Consider the following 19,088-nt stretch of genomic DNA (forward strand, 5'->3'; position numbering starts at 1 on the left):
ATATCAAATTCACTTGTGAAAATGTTTACTATGAAAAGATTATCGATTTTAATTATAGGCATCCTTTTTTTCTCATTACAAGGAGCTTGTAAACCTACTAATAAAGAAAACAAAGAAATTGAATCTATAGCTCAAAAAGAACAATCCCCCGTTCAAACTGAATCAATTAACGGCCTTAAAAAAGCTTATTTCGCCAGTGGCTGCTTTTGGTGCGTAGAAGCAATTTACCAAAGTGTGATTGGAGTTAAAGATGCCATTTCAGGTTATAGCGGTGGAACTGTTGATAACCCTACCTATCAAAACCATAAAGACCACGCAGAGGCAGTTGAAGTTATTTACGACCCTGAATTGGTAAGTTATAGCCAACTTGTTGATGTTTATTTTGGCTCGCAGAATATCACCCAAATAAACGGCCAAGGTCCAGACCGCGGTTCGTCATATCGGTCTATTATATTTTATCAAAACGAAGATGAAAAGAAAATCATTGATGATAAGATATCTCAACTCAACAAAGCTTTAGACGGAGAAAAAGTTGCAGCTCAAGTATTACCTTTTCAAAAATTCTGGAAAGCCGAAGAATACCATCAAAATTACGAACGCAATAATCCTGGTAATCCATATATCCAGAATGTTTCTATTCCAAGGTTAAACAAATTCAAGAAACAATACCCTGAATTGCTTAAGGAAGGGCAGGTCCACTAATAGCAAAACTTTATACTGTAATTTTTATTAAGAGTTAAACTTTCTTTACCGCCTTAATCTCAAAAATAAGGGGATACAATTTGTTAGGAAGCTCGAATAATCCGTTTGAATTTTTAATCAATTCCGGAAAAACATTATAAGGAGTTGCATCGTGCTCTTTTAAGTATTCAATATGTAAGCCTGCTTCTGCTAGTGAAGTAATCACTTCACCTAAGCCGTGATTCCAGCCGTATTCCTTACTAAGGATATCAGAATTTGGATTGGCGTAAGTACCTTTGTATTCTTCGTATATAGATTCTTTTTGTTGATAGCCGTACCTCATTGCAGGTGGCGAAACTGTATAATCGAACATCCAGCCAATTGGATGAAATTCTACAATGTAAAAGAACCCTCTTAATTTCAGCCGTTCCGAAATCATTTCGGCCCAAGGTTTTAAATCTGGCAACCACCCGATAGTTCCGTAGCTCGTGAACACTATATCAAACTTTTCTGAAATATAATCTGAAGTTTCTAATACATTACAGCATATAAAATCTGCGTTAAGATCCAATTGTTTATTCAATTTCATTGCTAGCTTAATACCTTCATCTGAGATATCAATACCAGTACAATTTGCTCCCATTCGTGCTAGGCTTAGGGTATCTTGCCCAAAATGGCATTGAAGGTGAAGAATACTCTTACCTGAAACATTACCTAGTGTACTTACTTCATATTTGTTAAGAGAAGATTTTCCGGAAATGAAATCTTTCATATTATAAAAGTCACTGCTTGCGTGAACCTCTACTTTCTTATTCCAAGTTTCCCTATTAATATCAAATTCTTTTTTAAACTTCACAGCATTACTTTTTATAATTACAAAGAAAAACAAAAAATGCAAATTGATAACTTTTTAAGTTATTTTTTAATATTTTCGTTAAAAAGGGGTTAAAAATACTATGAAGCAATATTTTATATTGTAGTTTTATGACACTAACTTAAAAACTAATTGTTATGGGAGACATTATTTGGCTTGTTGTTGTCCTCTTAATCTTAGGATGGCTCGTGGGTTATTTCGGCTTCGGAGAAGCTGTAGGAAGTTTAATTCACATTTTATTGGTTTTAGCAGTTATCGGTATATTATATCGTTTAGCTACAGGCCGAAAACCTTAATATATATCAATTCAAATCTCAATTATTAATTTTTAAACCAACAATCAATTATGAAGAAAGTTTTTTTAATTTTATTTGCCGCAGGTTTAATGAGCACTAGCTTTGTTAGTTGCAGAGAAAATGAAACTGTCGCGGACGACATAGAAGACGTCGCAGATGATGTAGGTGACGCAGTAGATTAATCAACCCTTAAAAATAAAGAAAGCCCTTTTAATGTACATTAAAAGGGCTTTCTTTATTTAAGCGACAATTTCATTCCACTGAGGATGCTTGTCAATATACTTTTTTGTGAAAGGACATAAAGGCTTCACTTTCAACCCACGTTCTTCAACATGTTTTAATACTGCCTCAGTTAATTTACTACCTACACCCTGACCTGCCAAAGCCTTAGGCACTTCAGTATGAGTTATAGATATAACCTCATCTTTTAGGCTGTATTCAACAATTGCCAATTCTCCTTTTACATTTGCCTCAAACCTATTCTTTTCTTTATTGTCAATCACTTCCATATTAAAACTTATTTTAAATAATTCAACGCTCTAAAATAACCATTTAAAATCCAAATCCAAGTCCAAAAGCAACTCGAGCTCCATCTTTACTATTAAAGACACCTATATTTGCCGATATTAATTCTGCTCCATTAACAAAAAATCCTCCACCATACGTATTATGCCATTTTTCAGAATAGTCGAAGTTTGGCATCCAAACTCTTCCGTAATCAAAGCTACCGTAAACCCCTAATTTAATTGGCGCAAGCGGTGTTTTTAATTCTCCAAAAGAATAGCGCAAATCGGTGTTTTGATAGTAAGCAGATTTTCCTGTAAACCGTTGGTTTCTATATCCCCTCAAACCATCTGTTCCCCCTATAGAAGCAGCGTGATAAAATTCGTAATCGTCCCCAATATTCAGGTAACCCTTAAGGGATGTTGCTAATACTAACTTCCCAGATGAAATTAACTTGTGTGTTATTCCCCATTTTGAAGTTACATAACCAAATGTCTTATCTTCATCGAGATTACTCTTAACTCCAGCTTCTAATCTGAATGACATTCCTAATGTCGGATATGCTCTACTATCTGAGTTTGCAAATTCATAAAGAAGACTTGTACCTACAAATTGTACATCATCAAAAATATAATTGGGTAAATTAGGGGTAATTGTAACAAAGCGATTTTGAGTTTTATGAACTTCTATGTTCTCGAAGTACCCCATTAAAGTGATCCTTCTTCCACCATGAGATTTCCACGTTAATCCGGGAGCAAAAGAGAAACCTCTAATCTTTACTCGATTGTAATCCTTCCCAAATTTATCTTGAAGATTGCTGGTTTCGTTACCGTATCCAAAAAAATTCTGGGTGAAATTAGGGCTTTGAAATTGTATGTCTAAGAGAAAGTTTAGCTTTTTTATCACATTGGCAAATTCCCCTCGATAATTTAATTCATAACCGTTTGTTTCAAAGTAATATGCTCCTAAAATTTTATGTTGACTTGTAAATGGGTTACGCTCAAACCCGTAGGTAGTATAGATATTAGACAAGCCTAGTTTTATTCCATCGTCGGGGTTTGCTCCTATGGTAGGTAGAATTTGATTAGTATTGTTTTTTAGTTTTTTATAATCATAAACATTAGTTTTATAATCATCTGTAAGTTTGATTCTAGCCTTACTTGCCTCTGAAATGTCATTAGGCATTGATTTATGATCGTAAATATTTACTTTACCACCATCTTTCACAAGATAATTATCATTGTTTTGCCCTCCAATTAATCTAATTTTAATTTTTTTACTTTTACCTATAACTTCAAATGTATCGTCGTCATCCAATCCGTAAACCCAAATTTCTCTTGTTGTATTTGGTGAAAATGTTCTAGCGTGAAAACGATCTTTAATGGTATCATCTTTTTTACGGAAAATTTCGACCATCACTTCATTATTCTCTGAGGCTTTTATTCTTATATAGTCATCTTTATTTGTACCTGTTAACACTCCATATTTTGATGTCAGCTTATAATACCTATCTGCAATACCCTGAAGATTTTTCCTTCGTTGTTTTAGGTTAAATTTAATTTTATCAAGACTTTCATCTTGAACTTCTTTTGGCATTTTTGAAAAAGCTAACTCGATTACCTCATCAGTGATATTGTTAGTGATGAATTGCACTTCTGAATCCCAATCTTTTTTATCCACATCTACTAGTAGAGCCATATCTAATGGGTAAGGTTCTAAATTCATACCCTTTACATCTTTAATATTGGGACCGTATTTTTGAATCATTCTTGCACCAGGTATAAGAGCTATAGCAGTAGATAATAAAAAACCTTCAGACATTACAGAAAATACTTGATCCCGATCTCTTGGAAGTGGTTTATAGATAGTTTTTCCTTTTTCCTTAAATTCCATCCAACGCCATTGATCCTGATGCCTATCCCAGTCTCCAATTAACATATCGAATAACCTTGCTCTTAAATAACTTTTTTGATCAATCACTACATCTTCGTCAGAGTAGAGATCATCCATCATATCTAAAGTACTTATAATTTCCCCTGTGAATTTCTCACCTGCCAAATGCATATGTCCTTCGGAAGCGTGTTCTTCAAGTAGATATAATTCATTCCCGAATTCTTCATTAAACTCTTTTAGGGAGTTTTGTTTTGGAATATAAAACAATTGCGGGTTTAAATGATAAATACCAGCAGCGTCTGAAAGCGTTCCCACTACTAATGCTGCAAATGGATGAGAACCTGTAAATGCATCTTTTACGAGTTTTTCAGAAAATGTATTTTCAAACTGCCCTCCTACGTAATTATCTTTAAATGCAACGGCTTGTATATATTGAGTAGCACTCTTTTCTACAGCACGCATCACAAATTGCCTACCGTCTTTGGCTTCTAATCGCAAGGATCTAGATTGACTTCCACCACCTTTTCTCACTGGCTTTAATCCTCCGAATAAAGTATCTAAATTCACCACTTGCGCTTTTACTTCTTGGCCAAAATACTTTCGATATCGCTCACCCAACAGAAACCTATGAAACCCTGACTTCTCAGTATCTTCCTTTTTATAAACTGAAGCAGAAATTGAATCTTTAAAAGTATTTTGGTATTCTGGAAATTCAAATTTCGTGGGTATATTGATAGTTTTTCTAAAAATTACTTTATTCGACTTGGCATCAACAAACTGAACGTTTGAAGACATATCAGCTTTAATATTTAAAACTGCATAACCATTTCCTGCAAATCCAAAATCACCCTTTTTTCGCACTCTAACTGCGTTGGTTTTTATTCCAGAACCACTGATTATTTGCGTGAGGTTATTTGAATTTATTAACTGTAAATTATGGTCATGTCCTGAAAGAAATACAACATTATCATTTTGTTGCGCCGCAGCAATCAAATTTTTAGATAATTCGAAGTAGAATTTATTGGAGATATCCGCATTGGAAATACCACTTGTGCTTCTTATTAAATTTTTCAAATTTCCCAAAAGTGGCAGGGGCTTAATAAAGTCGATAAAACTATATTGTCCACCGTGTGATCCATTTGTGAAAGCAGAGTGATGTATGGCTACTAAAGTGGTTTTTCCACGTGCTTTTTTAATCTCATCTCTAAACTCTTCCAAAAAAAGAGATCGTGTTTTAATCTCACAATTGTCGTTAATTTTAGGATGTCTATTCCAATTTGTAATATACCAGTGTGAATCTACTATTAATAATATTGTATCATCATCTAATTTCACTTTCTCAATAGGGCAGCCATTTTCAGGTAAAAAAGTATTTTTCCCTAGAGCCTTTTCAACAAATTTTTCTTGTTTTTTCAACCCTTTAATTCCACTATACCAATCGTGATTTCCTGGAATAAAGATTACCCTCCCTGGAAAAGTTTTAGCTACATCGGTTTGAGATTGAATTATTTCCTTTGCTTTCTGCTCTTTAACTCTGTTTTTAGTTGGAAACCCTTTTGGATAAATATTATCTCCTAGAAATAATAAAACATCTTCTTCACTTGCATGTTTAAAGTTCTCTTGCATTGCTCGTAACGCCAATGAACTAGATCCATCTTTTTCGAAACCCCCAGCGTCTCCAATTAAAAAAACATTTCGAGTTTCAGAATTAATACCTCGTAATTCTGTGTCTAACCCATATTCAGGAGTGAATTTAAAGGTAGCGCAAGAGCTTAAAGTAATAACAAGTAAAATAAGTAGTGTTTTCTTCATATAAACTAGAAAATTTCTAAGATATCAAGATGTTCTTTCGAAATCTTTTGTGGTAAATAAATCTTCGGCTTTCTCCAAATCTTGATTCAAATCTGCTCTAATTGCCTTTATCCCAGAGGCACCTTGAAGCTCTTCAATTTCAACTATTTCTATAGTGTCACTAATATAGTTTTTAGCTTTTAAAAATTCGAAATACTTTAAGTATTCCTTCTCAATAGCAGTACTTGAATATACAACGCATAATTTATGTGGCTGCGTTAAACGTTCATTTGTGTTTTTAATATGAGCTTTATCAATTCGCTTTTTTATAATCTCATATCGCACATTATACGCTCCATCTACATCAAATTGCTTTTCATCCATCCTATAACGAATGTCTAAGGGAACATCGTGAGCAAGAATTAAAGAGGCTACTTGCAATTTTAAAGGAAAGTCCTTTTGAGCTTTATAAAACATAGCTTCCATTTCACACGCTACTTGTAATTGCCAAACACGAATATTGTATAAATCTGTGAGGTGGAATGTTTTATCTTGAGTAATAGACTGCCCTATATAAATATTGTGCTCTACCCCGTCTGTTTTAAATTTCTCAAAGAAATGAGGGAAAATATTTTGAGCCTTCCGTTGCTGCTTATCGATAAAACTAGATAATTCTTTATTAATCTTGTCGATTGTATTATCATAGTTCTTACGTGCTCTGTAAAATGACCTTAAATTTTCATCTAAACAATCGTAGAACCTCTTAATATCATCAACATCCTCATTCGCTTCAAGGAGATGATCAAACAGTGGAAATATTTGTGACGAATAAAAGTTGTTAATCTCCTGTTCGGTACTGGTATGAAGGTTTAACTTAAGTTCGAATAAAAAATTATCGATTTGATATACTAACTGTTCGTAAAAAGGAAGTTTCTTTTCTTCAATACGCTTTTCTAACAGTCGTTTTGTTTGGCTTAACTGTTCTTTGTAATCTTTTTGAACCGCCTCATTTCTTGCATTAGACGAACCTACAATATCAATTTGGCCATATAGCGGAATAACGTTCTCGAAAACTATTTCCTTGAACACAGCATTCTCACCATTGTTTCTATTATGAATGTATTTGTTTGCCTCTTCTTCAAAACGCCACTGAACTGATGGGTGAATAGACGTACACTCTTGTTGTATTACAGCACTAATCTCATTTTTAAACTCAGTTATGGTTCTAGCCGAATAACTTAAAATAAATGGCATTAAAGTCTCTAACTTCACCATATTTATAGCGTTAAGCTGATTGGATTTGTAAGTAGCGAGTTCTAAAATAAACATCATTTCCCCTTCAATCACAATTGGCATTAGCACCGCACTCTTTAGGCCCTGATTGATTAAGGATTTACTTAGGCTATTTCCTCCAGTTGACTCATTGTAACGTTCAACATTAGAAATAACAACAGTTTTATGCTCTTTAAACAAGCGATTATAAACATCATTACAAGCGTATTCCTTACAATTTATAGAATCATTTGACGCTATTGTCAACATTTTAAAGTTTAAATCATAAGGAGGTCGAAGTTGGTTTCTGTCTAGAATATAACTGCCAAGCTGCAAATCGGGAATACCAAAAATCTTTCGAATGTCTTCAACTAAAAATTTATAGCTTTCATTATTCGGACGAATCATGTGAGTTTTAAAACCGTCGATAGCGTTATCTAAAGTAGTATCAATCATATTTATGATACCGAATCCCTCCATAGTCCAAGAACCTTCAGGGAAATATTTCATCCAAACATTTTTGTCTTCCGCATTAGCTAGCAATTCGTCAACTACTTCTTGCGTAATTTCAACAGCACTTTCGTTTGGGTAGATCTCTACGTAATCGGCATTAAAAGTTACTCGGTAGTTTTTCTCTTCGCCATTTTTCAGTTGAATTTTCAAGTTTTTCGGCCTGTCAAAGTCAATATTAAATTGATAATATGAATTTAAGATAATGGCATAAGGAATAAAGTCGTACCCTTCAATATGGTCGCGAAAAACCTCTTTTAAAACATTGTGATTTTGACGATTTGAATTTTCTAGTATTTTTGCTAACCTTTTACTTTTATAAAAACTAAAATTAGATAATGGATCAATTGCCGCTTTAATTTCGTTATTACTTAAGGCTGGAGGAAACAAATACCCCATAAGCTGATCTATCACCTCTTGATACTGTTCATATTCTTCATAAGAAGTTATTCCTTCTGTAAGAATAGGATTTTCTTTAAAGTGAATTAAAGCTTGATTTGCTTGAAATTGTTCTATTGGGTTATCAGACTTTAGTAAGTCTAAACACTTGTCTCTAAGAAACCTAAAAGACAACCTAGACACAAAAGGTCCTGAAGTTAATACTTTACTCATACTAAATCTTTTAAAGGTTTCATAAAATTGTAATAGCTAATAATAAATGCTAAAGCCGAGATAATAATACCAAACATAAATACAGTATAGGTAATTCTTAAAAGTCTGTATTTACGCTCTAAAACTAAGCCTAGATAATATAAGTCTTTGGTAAGTGAATTGTAAAGAACATCTTGATTTTCCATTAAATAATCTATTCCCCATTCAAAATCTTTTAATCCCATTTTATGGAAGTTTCCAAAAAATAAAATATTAGTTTGCTTATTCATAATCATCTCCTTTGTTACATTAACATTAGAAATATTTGGTCGTGTTGAAAGCACAGACAAAACAACCGAAGTAACGCTAAACAACATTAAAATCAAAGTAGGCCATACCAAGAAAGCATTCGATAAATTGTCTAGCTTTGGAACAAGATTTGAAAGTGCCACCGAAATTATAATGGCATTTACAGAAAGTAAAATGTTTGCTTTAGTATCTGCTATAGCACTTAACTCAATGTGATTTTTCAAGGTTACACGAAACATTGTCTCTACGCCTCTACCAAATTTATTCGAGCTTTTTTTTGAAGCTTGTTTTGCTTTTATTTTATCAATTTTGGCATTTAATTCGCGAAGGTTCAATGCCTTTAAAGGCTGCCACTTTAATTTTGCCGAATCTGAATAAAACTTATGCCATTCAAAAAATTCTTTATTTCCTTCAAGCCACTCCAAATCGGTAAAAGAAGTGTCTAGTTTTAAAGCATTTTCTTTTCTTAAAAGATTAGAAATTTCAAAATAACTTTCGGAAGCTACGTGACTACAATCGGCATCTTTTATCAATTTCTGAAGATTTGTTTTAGGCTTTAAATCTTTTATCGAAACAAGAATTAAGTCTGTAACAAGGTCTATAACATCTTTAGAAACCTGATTAGAATGCAAAAACTCCTGAGCAAATTTTACACTTACCTCTTCGTGACCTTTGTCTACTTCTACAAAGCCGGTGTCGTGAAACCAAGCAGCCAACTTTAAAATTTTCGTCTCCTCCTCAGAACATCCCTCCCATTCAGCGAGTTGAGAAATATCTTCAACTACTCGCCTAGTGTGATTTATATTGTGATAAAAATTTACTGTTGACAATCTAGTTTCAAATAAATTTGAAACAAATTGTTCGGCTTTTTCAATTATATCTTCCACTCAATTTTATTTAAATTATTGAAGTCTTTTCTAATTATAGTTATTAGCAAGTTAAGGTATTTTGTCTTTTAATAGCCTTAAAACTTACGCAAACTATATTCAAATAATAAAAGATAAGTATTAAACTAAAGTTTAATTTTATATTTCAAAACAACTTCTTCCTCGATCCCAAGACTATTTAAGAATAAATTAAAGCACATATCAGATAAGCGTCTCTTGTTTTGCTATTTTTACAAGAAATAACACACCATGAAAAATACACTTTTACTTCTCTTATTTACAGTCTCTTTAACATCCTGCAAAAATAACAATAAGTCAACTGAAATCATTAATCAAAACCGGTCTATTTCTATTGAAAACCTAAGCACTGCAGAAAAAATTGCAAATGCAAGCGGCTATAAAAACTGGAAAGACGTTTCGGAAATAGCTTTTACTTTCAATGTAAATCGCGGCAATAATCATTTTTACCGAGCTTGGACTTGGAATCCAAAATCCGGAGATGTTACCATGACCTCAGCAAATGATACAATTAGCTATAACCGTTCGCAATTAGACAGCTTAAATTTTGAAACCGATGCTGCATTTATAAACGATAAATATTGGTTGCTTACCCCATTTCAACTTAAATGGGATGAAAATATCACCATTTCTGAAAAGAAAAACATTGTTGCGCCAATTTCAAAAGACACATTAAATCAAATTTCAATTGTTTACGGAAGTGAAGGAGGATACACTCCTGGTGATGCTTATGATTTTTTCTATGACGAAGATTTTAAAATTAGAGAATGGAACTACAGAAAAGGAAATGCCGAAATTCCTTCTCTTAGCACTACTTGGGAGGATTACGAAAATTTCAATGGTATAGAAATAGCTAAAACATACAAAGACTCAACAGACGGTTTTAAGTTGTATTTTACGGATATATCGGTGAAAAAATAAAATCACCACTACTAAATCACTAAGTTACAAAACCTTAAAAAAGCAGCTGTTAATGCTAAAACATATGACAAAATAAACGGATATAAATTCCTATTTTTGTGAAAAGCCGAAAATTTTAACTCATATAAATGTTTCAAAACACTTTAGAATACGCAAAACAACAGGACTCCCAAGACCCTTTAGCATCTTTCAAAAAAAAATTTCACATACCTAAAAATGCTTCAGGGGAAGATTTAATCTATCTATGTGGAAACTCCCTTGGGTTACAACCAGTACTTACTTCAGAATACATCAAAGAAGAATTACAGGATTGGGCCAATCTTGGTGTAGAAGGTCATGTACAAGGGAAACACCCTTGGTTACCTTATCATGAATTTCTAACTAAAAACATGGCTAAGATTGTAGGAGCAAAACCTTCAGAAGTAGTCGTGATGAATACCCTTACAACAAACCTTCACTTAATGATGGTTTCGTTTTACCAACCTACTAAAACAAAGTATAAAATTGTAATAGAAAGTGATGCTTTTCCTTCAGATAAATACGCTATGGAAAGCCAATTAAAGTATCACGGGGTTGACCCTAAAGATGGATTAATCCTTTGGAAGCCTAGAGAAGGTGAGGAACTTTGTCGTTTCGAAGATTTGGAAGAAATCATGTCAGAAAATGGCGATGAAATTGCATTATTAATGATAGGCAGCACCAATTATTACACAGGTCAGTCTTTTCCTTTGAAAAAAATTACCGACTTAGGACATAAATACAACTGCAAGGTTGGTTTTGATTTAGCCCATGGAGCTGGAAACATCCAACCAGATTTACACGATTCGGGTGCAGATTTTGCTGTTTGGTGTACTTATAAATATTTAAACAGCGGTCCTGGAAGTTTAGGAGGATGTTTTGTACACGAAAGACACGCCAATAATAAAGATTTAAATCGTTTTGCAGGTTGGTGGGGACACAATAAGGACACCCGTTTTAACATGCGAAAAGATTTTGATGCACTTCCCGGAGCCGAAGGATGGCAGTTAAGTAATCCGCCTATTTTATCGATGGCAGCAATTAGAGCTTCATTAGACACCTTTGCCGAAGCCGGCTTTGAAAACCTACGTAAAAAATCTATAAAGCTTACTGGTTATTTAGAGTTTTTACTAGATGAAATGAAAAACGATGCTATAAATGTAATTACGCCTAGAAATCCAGAAGAACGCGGTTGTCAGCTTTCTATTCAAGTGAAAAATGCAGACAGAAACTTACATAACAAATTAACAGATGCAGGAGTAATTAGTGATTGGCGTGAACCTGATGTAATACGAATCGCTCCTACTCCTCTTTACAATAGCTTTGAGGATGTATATAAGTTTTCAGAGAAATTAACGCAAGTATTAAAAAAATAAAAAGAATTCCTCCCGAGCGCAGTCGAGGGGATAAATCTTTAGCAGAATATTGAATAACTAGGTCTCGACTGCGCTCGGCCAGACAATTTTTATAATGAGCAAAAACCATAATATCTTAGTAATAGGCGCTGGTCTCTGCGGAAGCCTTTTAGCTTTACGTTTAGCGCAACACGGTTTCAATATAACCTTAGTAGAAAAAAGACCTGATTTACGAAAAGTAACTCTTGATGCTGGTCGCTCTATAAATTTAGCCTTAAGTGATCGCGGATTACGCGGTTTGCGATTGGCAGGTGTTGAAGAAGCTGCCAAAGAACTATTAATCCCAATGACGGGAAGAATGATTCACGAGAAATCTGGTAAAACATTTTTAAGCCCTTATAGCGGTAGAGATGATGAATATATTAATTCAGTTTCTCGCCCAGGTTTGAATAAACTTTTACTAAATGAAGCTGAAAAAATGCCAAACCTGAAAATAATCTTCAATCAATCCTGCGTGGAGGTAGACCATGAGACTCCTTCTGCAACTTTTGAAGATTTTGAAACAGGTGAATTAACTACATATACCGCAGATGTAATTTTTGGAACCGATGGCGCTGGATCTGTTGTAAGATCTAGCATGGTAAACGACAAGGAATTCCTTTTAAACATCTCACAACAATGGCTGGGACACGGATATAAAGAACTCGAAATACCTGCTGCTGAAAACAATGGTTATAGAACTTATAAAAACGCACTTCATATTTGGCCACGTGGTGAAGATATGCTTATTGCACTACCAAATTTAGATGGAAGTTTTACTGTTACCTTGTTTCTTCCGTATAAAAACAGCGATTATTGCTTTGAAAACCTTACTACTCCTGAAAAAGTAGAGGAATATTTCCAAAAGGAATTTCCTGATGTGTTAGCATTAATTCCTAACCTTACTGAAATCTTCTTTACCAATCCAACAGGTTCTATGGGAACTGTAAGATGTGATCCTTGGCAGCGCGAAGGGAAAATTTTATTGATGGGAGATGCAGCACACGCAATGGTTCCTTTTTACGGCCAAGGAATGAATGCTAGTTTTGAAGATGTTGCAGTTTTTGATGAAATTTTAACTCAATATAAAGATGGTTTATCTTCAGGAGAATCATCTTGGGAAACCATTTTCAATGAATATGAAAAAGTCCGTAAAAAAGATGCTGATGCTATTGGCGAACTGGCAGTTGACAATTTCGATGAAATGAAAGCTCATACAGGAATGGAAATATTTCAAAAGAAAAGAAAACTTGAAACGGCATTCGAAAATGAATTTCCGGGAGAGTATTACAGCAAGTATTCTTTAGTTACCTTTAATGAAGATATTACCTATTCAGAAGCTAAAAAATTAGGAAGAGCACAAGACAATGCTATCTTAGGACTAATTCACGAAGGGAAACTTCCAGAAACGATGTCGTTAAAAGAAAAGCTTGAAATAGTAAGAAAACAAACACAAGTTATTCTCAACACAAAAGAGAAAGCTGATTATTTAAAATATTAGAAACATCATTATTTGATGTCAAAGAAACAATTCAATAAAAAAATTAACAATGGGAAACAGCAGCAAATTAGTTGAAGGAAAAGCAACCCCGAGAGGTGCATATCCACACGTTAAACGCGTAGGCGACTTTATTTTTATTAGTGGCACAAGCTCACGTTTGCCAGACAATACTTTTGCAGGCGTAAATAAAATTGACGAAATGGGAACAATGCATTTCGACATTAAAGAACAAACTCGTGCAGTATTAGAAAATATAAAAGATTATTTAGCAACAGAAGGTGCAACAATGGCCGACGTGGTTGATATCACTACTTTTTTGGTAAACATGAATGACTTTGGCGGTTATAATCAAGTATATTCAGAATATTTCAACAAAGAAACCGGACCAACGCGTACAACTGTCGCAGTACATCAATTACCGCACCCACATTTAGTGATTGAGATTAAGGCGATGGCATATAAGCCAGTTAAAAGCTAAATAAAGAATTACTATATGTATTCGCAAACCTCCATATAGGCTAAAAGAAGATTGCTTTGTTTCTTTTCAAAGTTAAATTGAGGGAACAGGATTAAATTAAAATAAAGTTACATTGAAAATTCTAAACTATATAAACGGCGAATATGTTGAGCCACTCTCACAAAAATGGTTGGATAATTATAATCCTTCCAATGGAGAAGTGTATTCTCAAATTGCAAACTCCAATCAGGACGATATAGAAAATGCATATCAAGCCGCTAAAGAAGCTTTTCCTAAATGGAGCAATACAACTATCGACGAACGCAGTCGTATCCTTCTAAAAATTGCAGATTTAATTGAAGAAAACTTAGTTGAATTAGCCGAAGCTGAAGCAAAAGACAACGGGAAACCTCTAAGTTTAGCTTTGTCTGTAGATATCCCAAGAGCATCATCAAATTTAAGGTTTTTTGGAAATGCTATCACGCAATTTTCAAGTGAAGCTCACGAAAGTGTAGGGATGAATACTATGAATTTCACCCTTCGCCAACCTCTAGGAGTTGTAGGATGCATTTCACCATGGAATTTACCTTTATACTTGTTTACTTGGAAAGTTGCCCCTGCAATTGCTGCAGGAAATACAGTAGTTGCAAAGCCTAGTGAAGTAACTCCGATGACCGCTTTTCTATTAGGAAAAATTTGTACTGAAGCAGGTTTACCAAAAGGTGTTTTAAACATTGTTCACGGTTTAGGCCCTTCTGCGGGTGAAGCAATAGTAACCCATAAAAACATAAAAGCAATCTCCTTTACTGGCGGTACCAAAACAGGCGAACATATTGCTCGTACTGCTGCTCCAATGTTTAAGAAATTGTCCTTAGAATTAGGAGGGAAAAACCCAAACCTCATCTTTGCCGATTGCGATTATGAGAAAATGCTAGAAGTTACTGTACGATCATCTTTTGCTAATCAAGGTCAAATTTGTTTATGTGGTAGTAGGATATTTGTTGAAAAACCAATTTTTGAAAAATTTAAAAAAGACTTTGTTGAAAAGGTGAAACAATTAAAAGTTGGAAATCCTTTTGAAGCTGAAACAAACATAGGAGCTCTGGTCTCCAAATCTCACTTAGAAAAAGTTGAATCTTATATTAAACTTGCCAAAGAAGAAGGTGGAAAGATACTTTTCGGTGGAAATCGAGTTAATGTGAAAGATTTTGAAAACGGATATTATTTAGAACCTACAGTCATTGAGGTTTTCGACAATAATTGTCGTGTGAACCAAGAAGAAATTTTTGGGCCTGTGGTAACCATTATGCCCTTTGATACTGAAGAAGAAGTGTTAAATATGGCAAATTCAATTAAATATGGCTTATCTTCTACTTTATGGACTTCAGATATAAATCGAACCATGCGAATTTCTAAACAGATTGAAGCGGGAATAGTTTGGGTTAATACATGGCTTAACCGCGATTTACGAACTCCATTTGGTGGTGTAAAAGACAGCGGTGTCGGACGTGAAGGCGGCTTTGAAGCTTTGAGGTTTTTCACTGAAGCAAAAAATGTGTGTATTAGATACGAATGAAGTTGAAAACGAAATAAATATTGAACTTAATAAATTAAAATAAATTTTTATCGAGCGCAGTCAAGGTGCCTCGTACAAGTTGAAAAACTATTGGAATGGTTACGACTGCACTCGCTTTGATAACTAGATATGAATATAGACTTAACAAATAAAAACGCATTAGTCTGCGGAAGTACTGCAGGCATAGGGAGGGCAACAGCAATACAATTGGCTAAACTTGGCGCTACTGTTACATTGGTTGCAAGAAATCAAGTTAAATTAAAAGAAACTTTAATTGAACTTCCACACGATAAAGGTCAGAAGCATAATTATTTTGTAGCAGATTTTACAAATCCACAGCAATTAAAAGACAAGGTAGAAGTTGCCGTTTCAAACAAAATTTTTCACATCTTGGTGAATAATACAGGAGGACCAAAAGGCGGCCCTATATTTTCAGCAGAACCTGATGAATTTGAAAAAGCATTTTCAATGCATGTAATATGCAATCAGATTTTAGCTCAGGCCGTAGTTCCCGGAATGAAAGAAGCGGATTATGGTAGAATAATAAACATTATTTCAACTTCCGTAAAACAACCTATTGATAATTTGGGCGTAAGTAATACCATTCGCGGAGCTGTAGCAAGCTGGAGTAAAACCATGGCAAATGAGGTAGGACAATTCGGAATAACTGTAAACAACGTTCTCCCAGGATTTACTGCTACAGATAGACTAGATGATATAGTTGCAAATGCAGCTAAAAGAATGAATAAAACAGATAAAGAAGCTGCCGAGGCTATGAAAAACCTTGTACCAGCAAGACGTTTTGCACAACCTGGCGAAATTGCAAATGCAGTAGCTTTTTTATCAAGTGAAGCCGCTAGCTACATTAATGGGATTAACCTTCCAGTAGATGGTGGAAGAACCAAAAGTTTGTAATTTTAACTTTAAAATAATTATTACTCTTCAACTTAGTGAAATGATATGAAACGAAAACTCCGCATTAATGGCCATTCTCACCTTCTACCCTATCCAGAAGAAATTCCACAATTTATGCAGGATAAGGGAATATTTTGGGTAGATAAAGACAGAAAGTATATGCTTCAAAAAGATTGGAGTCGCCCTGTTACAGACTCTAGTTTCTTTTTAAATGAAAAGCTAGAATGGATGGAGCGTTTTAAGATAGACCACGCTGTGGTTTTAAATCTTTCACAGCTTTATGGAAATGGTTTACGCGTTGAAGAAATGAAAAAAGCACTTCGTTTTCAAAACGATTTCAACGCTAAAGTGCAACACAACAATCCTTCAAAATTCACTTGTGGGTTTGTAGTTCACCCTGGATTCGTAAGAGGTGCCTTGTGGGAGATAGAGCGTTGTGTTGAAGAGTTAGGGATGCAACTTTTATGTTTACCTACCCACTATATGGATACTATTGGTACATGGCGCTGTATTTTTGACGAGGAAAATGAACCGATATTTGAGCTTGCTTCAAAATATAATTTAGCTGTAGAAATCCATCCTTATGATGGTGAAAAATTTATAAAATTAGAAAATACAGCTTGGCGTTTTCACCTTATCTGGATGTTGGCACAATGCGCCGATGCTTATCACTTTTTAACTCTTAATGGCTATGCCGATAAATATCCTGGAATGCGCACTTGTTTTGCACACGGAGGGCAATTAGCGCAAATAAATCTAGGTAGAAGGATACAAGGTTTTGACGGTCGCCCAGACTTATTTAAAGGAAAAACACACCCTAGAAAATCTGTAGGACACAAAAATATCTTCTTCGATACACTTGTACACGACACAGGTTCATTAGAGTTGGTAGTTAAAAACCAAGGCGCAAAACAAGTTTTAGTAGGACTTGACGACCCATATCCGTTAGGAGAAATGGAAAGCGCTCCACAATCATCATATCCTGGAAAAATATTAGATCTTGCCTTAGATCGTAAGATTATTACCCAAACAGAGGCCGATGCTATGTGGGAAGATAATGTAATTCAGTGGTTATGCGGTGATGATAAAGCTGCTAAAGAAAAACTTGTTAAACGAATTCTTGGCGAATAAATAAACTTTTTGAATAAATTCTTACAATTATAAAAAATGGATTTCCTTCCTGAAAAAATAAACGATTACATTGAAAGCCATTCACAACCTGAACCTGAGTTACTACAAAAGTTAAGTCGTGAAACTTGGCAAAAAGTACTTGCACCAAGGATGCTAAGCGGGCACTTACAAGGTCGAGTATTAAGCATGTTATCAAAATTGATTCAGCCAAAGAATATTCTTGAAATTGGGACTTACACAGGATATTCTGCATTGTGCTTAGCAGAAGGAATGCAAGAGGACGGGGAACTTCATACCATAGATATTAATGAAGAATTATTGGATTTTCAACGTAAGTATTTTGACGAATCTGCTTTTGGTAATCAAATAGTGCAGCATTTAGGAAATGCTTTGGAGATTATTCCTAAACTCGATAAAACTTTCGACCTAGTGTTTATTGATGCCGATAAAAGCAATTATCCAAACTATCTTGAAATTATTCTTCCAAAACTAAAAAAAGGTTCTGTAATTTTAAGCGACAATGTACTTTGGAGTGGAAAAGTAGTTGAACAAGTAAAGAAGGACGATGTCGATACACAGGCGCTTCTAAAATACAACCAAGCTTTAAACACACATTCTAGGTTAGAAACTGTGTTACTTCCAATTCGAGATGGATTGACAATATCACGAGTGAAGAACTAAAGATTCTTTATCTATTATTTTTTTACACAAATTGTAAAAAATAAAAGCGAAAACAATTCCTACTAAGGCTCCAACAAAGATGTCGCTGGGATAGTGAACACCGACAAATATCCGACTCGACACAAAAATTATCGGCCATATATAAGCTAAATAAATCCATTTTGTGTAGTTGCGTAACATTAATACAACAAAGGTTGTTATTGCAAAGCTTGAGGAAGCGTGACCCGAGAAAAAACTATAGCTGTTGGGTTTTTGAAGAATTCGAATAAGTTCGGCAAAGGCTTCTACATTGTTAGGTCGTAAACGTCCTACATACTCTTTTACAAGTAAGGTGAATAAGTAAGTGGCCACAAATGTTAATACTAAAAAAGTTAAAACCACTAAAGCCTTTCGACCTTTGTAATAATAAAAGATTAAGAATCCAAAGAAAATAAAAAGTGGTATCCAGATTTCAATTCGTGTGGTAAAAAGCCAAAACGAATCAAAAGATTCACCTCCGAGACTGTTTAAAAAAACAAAAAGATCCCTATCCCATTGCTTAAGGCTTTCAAACATTTAGAACTTTCGTTTAATTGGGCCTGTTATTTCATCGACCTCATCTTTTACTTTATCAATTTCTTTGCGAACGTCCTTAGTGATATCAATATCGACACCTTGCTTTTCGGCACTTTTGGTGATTTCAGATTTTATATCATTTGTAGCATCCTTAACTTGACGCATAGCCTTCCCTAATCCCCTTGCAATTTCTGGTACTTTGTCTGCACCAAAAACCAAAAGAATGATGAATAGAATAAAACCTATTTCGGCACCACTAATGAAAAGAAAATAAGCCTGTAAAATCATGCTGCAAATATACTAATGAGTTATG

The 19,088-nt window shown here is 34.4% G+C and carries 17 protein-coding genes; 10 read left to right on the plus strand and 7 right to left on the minus strand.

Going from position 1 to position 19,088, the window contains the following annotated elements; all coding sequences use genetic code 11:
- Positions 1-30: 30 nt before the first annotated feature.
- Positions 31-702: a peptide-methionine (S)-S-oxide reductase MsrA gene (gene msrA, locus K8344_RS07200; RefSeq protein ID WP_237608064.1), complete on the plus strand. Its 672-nt coding sequence runs from the start codon at positions 31-33 to the stop codon at positions 700-702.
- A 34-nt stretch (positions 703-736) separates the two neighbouring features.
- On the opposite strand, the gene K8344_RS07205 is transcribed toward msrA, so the two are convergent.
- On the minus strand, positions 737-1,537 hold the full coding sequence (locus K8344_RS07205; RefSeq protein WP_237608065.1) for a class I SAM-dependent methyltransferase: 801 nt from the start codon (positions 1,535-1,537) through the stop codon (positions 737-739).
- Between the two features lie 155 nt (positions 1,538-1,692).
- On the opposite strand from K8344_RS07205, the gene K8344_RS07210 reads away from it, so the two are divergent.
- Positions 1,693-1,851 carry a lmo0937 family membrane protein gene (locus K8344_RS07210; protein WP_139855844.1) on the plus strand — a complete coding sequence of 53 codons (159 nt, stop codon included), beginning with the start codon at positions 1,693-1,695 and terminating at the stop codon, positions 1,849-1,851.
- A 239-nt stretch (positions 1,852-2,090) separates the two neighbouring features.
- On the opposite strand, the gene K8344_RS07215 is transcribed toward K8344_RS07210, so the two are convergent.
- From K8344_RS07215 to K8344_RS07230, 4 genes are read right to left on the minus strand one after another with little or no spacing between them, the layout of a single operon-like run.
- Positions 2,091-2,360, minus strand: coding sequence for a GNAT family N-acetyltransferase (locus K8344_RS07215; RefSeq protein ID WP_237608066.1), 270 nt, complete (start codon positions 2,358-2,360; stop codon positions 2,091-2,093).
- A 43-nt stretch (positions 2,361-2,403) separates the two neighbouring features.
- Positions 2,404-6,060 (minus strand): metallophosphoesterase, encoded by a 3,657-nt coding sequence (locus K8344_RS07220; protein WP_237608067.1) that lies wholly within the window; start codon positions 6,058-6,060, stop codon positions 2,404-2,406.
- A gap of 24 nt (positions 6,061-6,084) precedes the next feature.
- Entirely contained in the window at positions 6,085-8,433 is a 2,349-nt protein-coding gene (locus tag K8344_RS07225) for a hypothetical protein (RefSeq protein WP_237608068.1), read from the minus strand.
- Positions 8,430-9,608 (minus strand): Pycsar system effector family protein, encoded by a 1,179-nt coding sequence (locus K8344_RS07230; protein WP_237608069.1) that lies wholly within the window; start codon positions 9,606-9,608, stop codon positions 8,430-8,432. The genes K8344_RS07225 and K8344_RS07230 overlap by 4 nt, the downstream gene beginning before the upstream one ends.
- A 249-nt stretch (positions 9,609-9,857) precedes the next feature.
- Between K8344_RS07230 and K8344_RS07235 the strand changes: the two genes are divergently transcribed.
- The 8 genes from K8344_RS07235 to K8344_RS07270 all read left to right on the plus strand — a co-directional run bounded on the left by K8344_RS07235 (position 9,858) and on the right by K8344_RS07270 (position 18,220).
- A complete protein-coding gene (locus tag K8344_RS07235; protein ID WP_237608070.1) occupies positions 9,858-10,547 on the plus strand; it encodes a hypothetical protein in 690 nt (229 codons plus the stop codon).
- Positions 10,548-10,675: 128 nt separating this feature from the next.
- Entirely contained in the window at positions 10,676-11,941 is a 1,266-nt protein-coding gene (gene kynU, locus K8344_RS07240; RefSeq protein WP_237608071.1) for a kynureninase, read from the plus strand.
- 94 nt (positions 11,942-12,035) lie between these two features.
- The gene (locus K8344_RS07245; protein WP_237608072.1) at positions 12,036-13,460 is read left to right on the plus strand and encodes an FAD-dependent oxidoreductase; all 1,425 of its coding nucleotides are present in this window, start codon (positions 12,036-12,038) and stop codon (positions 13,458-13,460) included.
- A gap of 49 nt (positions 13,461-13,509) precedes the next feature.
- On the plus strand, positions 13,510-13,938 hold the full coding sequence (locus tag K8344_RS07250; protein ID WP_139855836.1) for a RidA family protein: 429 nt from the start codon (positions 13,510-13,512) through the stop codon (positions 13,936-13,938).
- Between the two features lie 112 nt (positions 13,939-14,050).
- Positions 14,051-15,493: an aldehyde dehydrogenase gene (locus K8344_RS07255; protein ID WP_237608073.1), complete on the plus strand. Its 1,443-nt coding sequence runs from the start codon at positions 14,051-14,053 to the stop codon at positions 15,491-15,493.
- 129 nt (positions 15,494-15,622) lie between these two features.
- Complete coding sequence (locus K8344_RS07260; protein ID WP_237608074.1) at positions 15,623-16,408, plus strand: SDR family oxidoreductase; 786 nt, start codon at positions 15,623-15,625, stop codon at positions 16,406-16,408.
- Between the two features lie 45 nt (positions 16,409-16,453).
- Positions 16,454-17,539, plus strand: a complete 1,086-nt coding sequence (locus K8344_RS07265) for an amidohydrolase family protein (RefSeq protein ID WP_237608075.1) — start codon at positions 16,454-16,456, stop codon at positions 17,537-17,539.
- 36 nt (positions 17,540-17,575) lie between these two features.
- Positions 17,576-18,220, plus strand: coding sequence for an O-methyltransferase (locus tag K8344_RS07270; protein WP_237608076.1), 645 nt, complete (start codon positions 17,576-17,578; stop codon positions 18,218-18,220).
- Here the strand turns inward: K8344_RS07270 and K8344_RS07275 are convergent.
- Entirely contained in the window at positions 18,203-18,775 is a 573-nt protein-coding gene (locus K8344_RS07275; RefSeq protein WP_237608077.1) for a phosphatase PAP2 family protein, read from the minus strand. The two genes, K8344_RS07270 and K8344_RS07275, sit on opposite strands and share 18 nt — an antisense overlap.
- A complete protein-coding gene (locus K8344_RS07280) occupies positions 18,776-19,063 on the minus strand; it encodes a twin-arginine translocase TatA/TatE family subunit (RefSeq protein ID WP_237608078.1) in 288 nt (95 codons plus the stop codon).
- Positions 19,064-19,088 lie beyond the last annotated feature (25 nt).

The sequence above is a fragment of the Aequorivita xiaoshiensis genome, assembly GCF_022008395.1.
GTDB classification, from domain to species: Bacteria; Bacteroidota; Bacteroidia; order Flavobacteriales; family Flavobacteriaceae; genus Aequorivita; species Aequorivita xiaoshiensis.

What these genes read in the sequence shown, in the direction of transcription:
- msrA (WP_237608064.1), top strand. Translation starts at nt 31, where the DNA reads ATGAAAAGATTATCGATTTTAATTATAGGCATCCTTTTTTTCTCATTA.
- K8344_RS07225 (WP_237608068.1), bottom strand. Translation starts at nt 8,433, where the DNA reads ATGAGTAAAGTATTAACTTCAGGACCTTTTGTGTCTAGGTTGTCTTTT.
- K8344_RS07245 (WP_237608072.1), top strand. Translation starts at nt 12,036, where the DNA reads ATGAGCAAAAACCATAATATCTTAGTAATAGGCGCTGGTCTCTGCGGA.
- K8344_RS07265 (WP_237608075.1), top strand. Translation starts at nt 16,454, where the DNA reads ATGAAACGAAAACTCCGCATTAATGGCCATTCTCACCTTCTACCCTAT.
- K8344_RS07215 (WP_237608066.1), bottom strand. Translation starts at nt 2,360, where the DNA reads ATGGAAGTGATTGACAATAAAGAAAAGAATAGGTTTGAGGCAAATGTA.
- K8344_RS07260 (WP_237608074.1), top strand. Translation starts at nt 15,623, where the DNA reads ATGAATATAGACTTAACAAATAAAAACGCATTAGTCTGCGGAAGTACT.
- kynU (WP_237608071.1), top strand. Translation starts at nt 10,676, where the DNA reads ATGTTTCAAAACACTTTAGAATACGCAAAACAACAGGACTCCCAAGAC.
- K8344_RS07275 (WP_237608077.1), bottom strand. Translation starts at nt 18,775, where the DNA reads ATGTTTGAAAGCCTTAAGCAATGGGATAGGGATCTTTTTGTTTTTTTA.
- K8344_RS07220 (WP_237608067.1), bottom strand. Translation starts at nt 6,060, where the DNA reads ATGAAGAAAACACTACTTATTTTACTTGTTATTACTTTAAGCTCTTGC.
- K8344_RS07235 (WP_237608070.1), top strand. Translation starts at nt 9,858, where the DNA reads ATGAAAAATACACTTTTACTTCTCTTATTTACAGTCTCTTTAACATCC.
- K8344_RS07250 (WP_139855836.1), top strand. Translation starts at nt 13,510, where the DNA reads ATGGGAAACAGCAGCAAATTAGTTGAAGGAAAAGCAACCCCGAGAGGT.
- K8344_RS07280 (WP_237608078.1), bottom strand. Translation starts at nt 19,063, where the DNA reads ATGATTTTACAGGCTTATTTTCTTTTCATTAGTGGTGCCGAAATAGGT.
- K8344_RS07270 (WP_237608076.1), top strand. Translation starts at nt 17,576, where the DNA reads ATGGATTTCCTTCCTGAAAAAATAAACGATTACATTGAAAGCCATTCA.
- K8344_RS07210 (WP_139855844.1), top strand. Translation starts at nt 1,693, where the DNA reads ATGGGAGACATTATTTGGCTTGTTGTTGTCCTCTTAATCTTAGGATGG.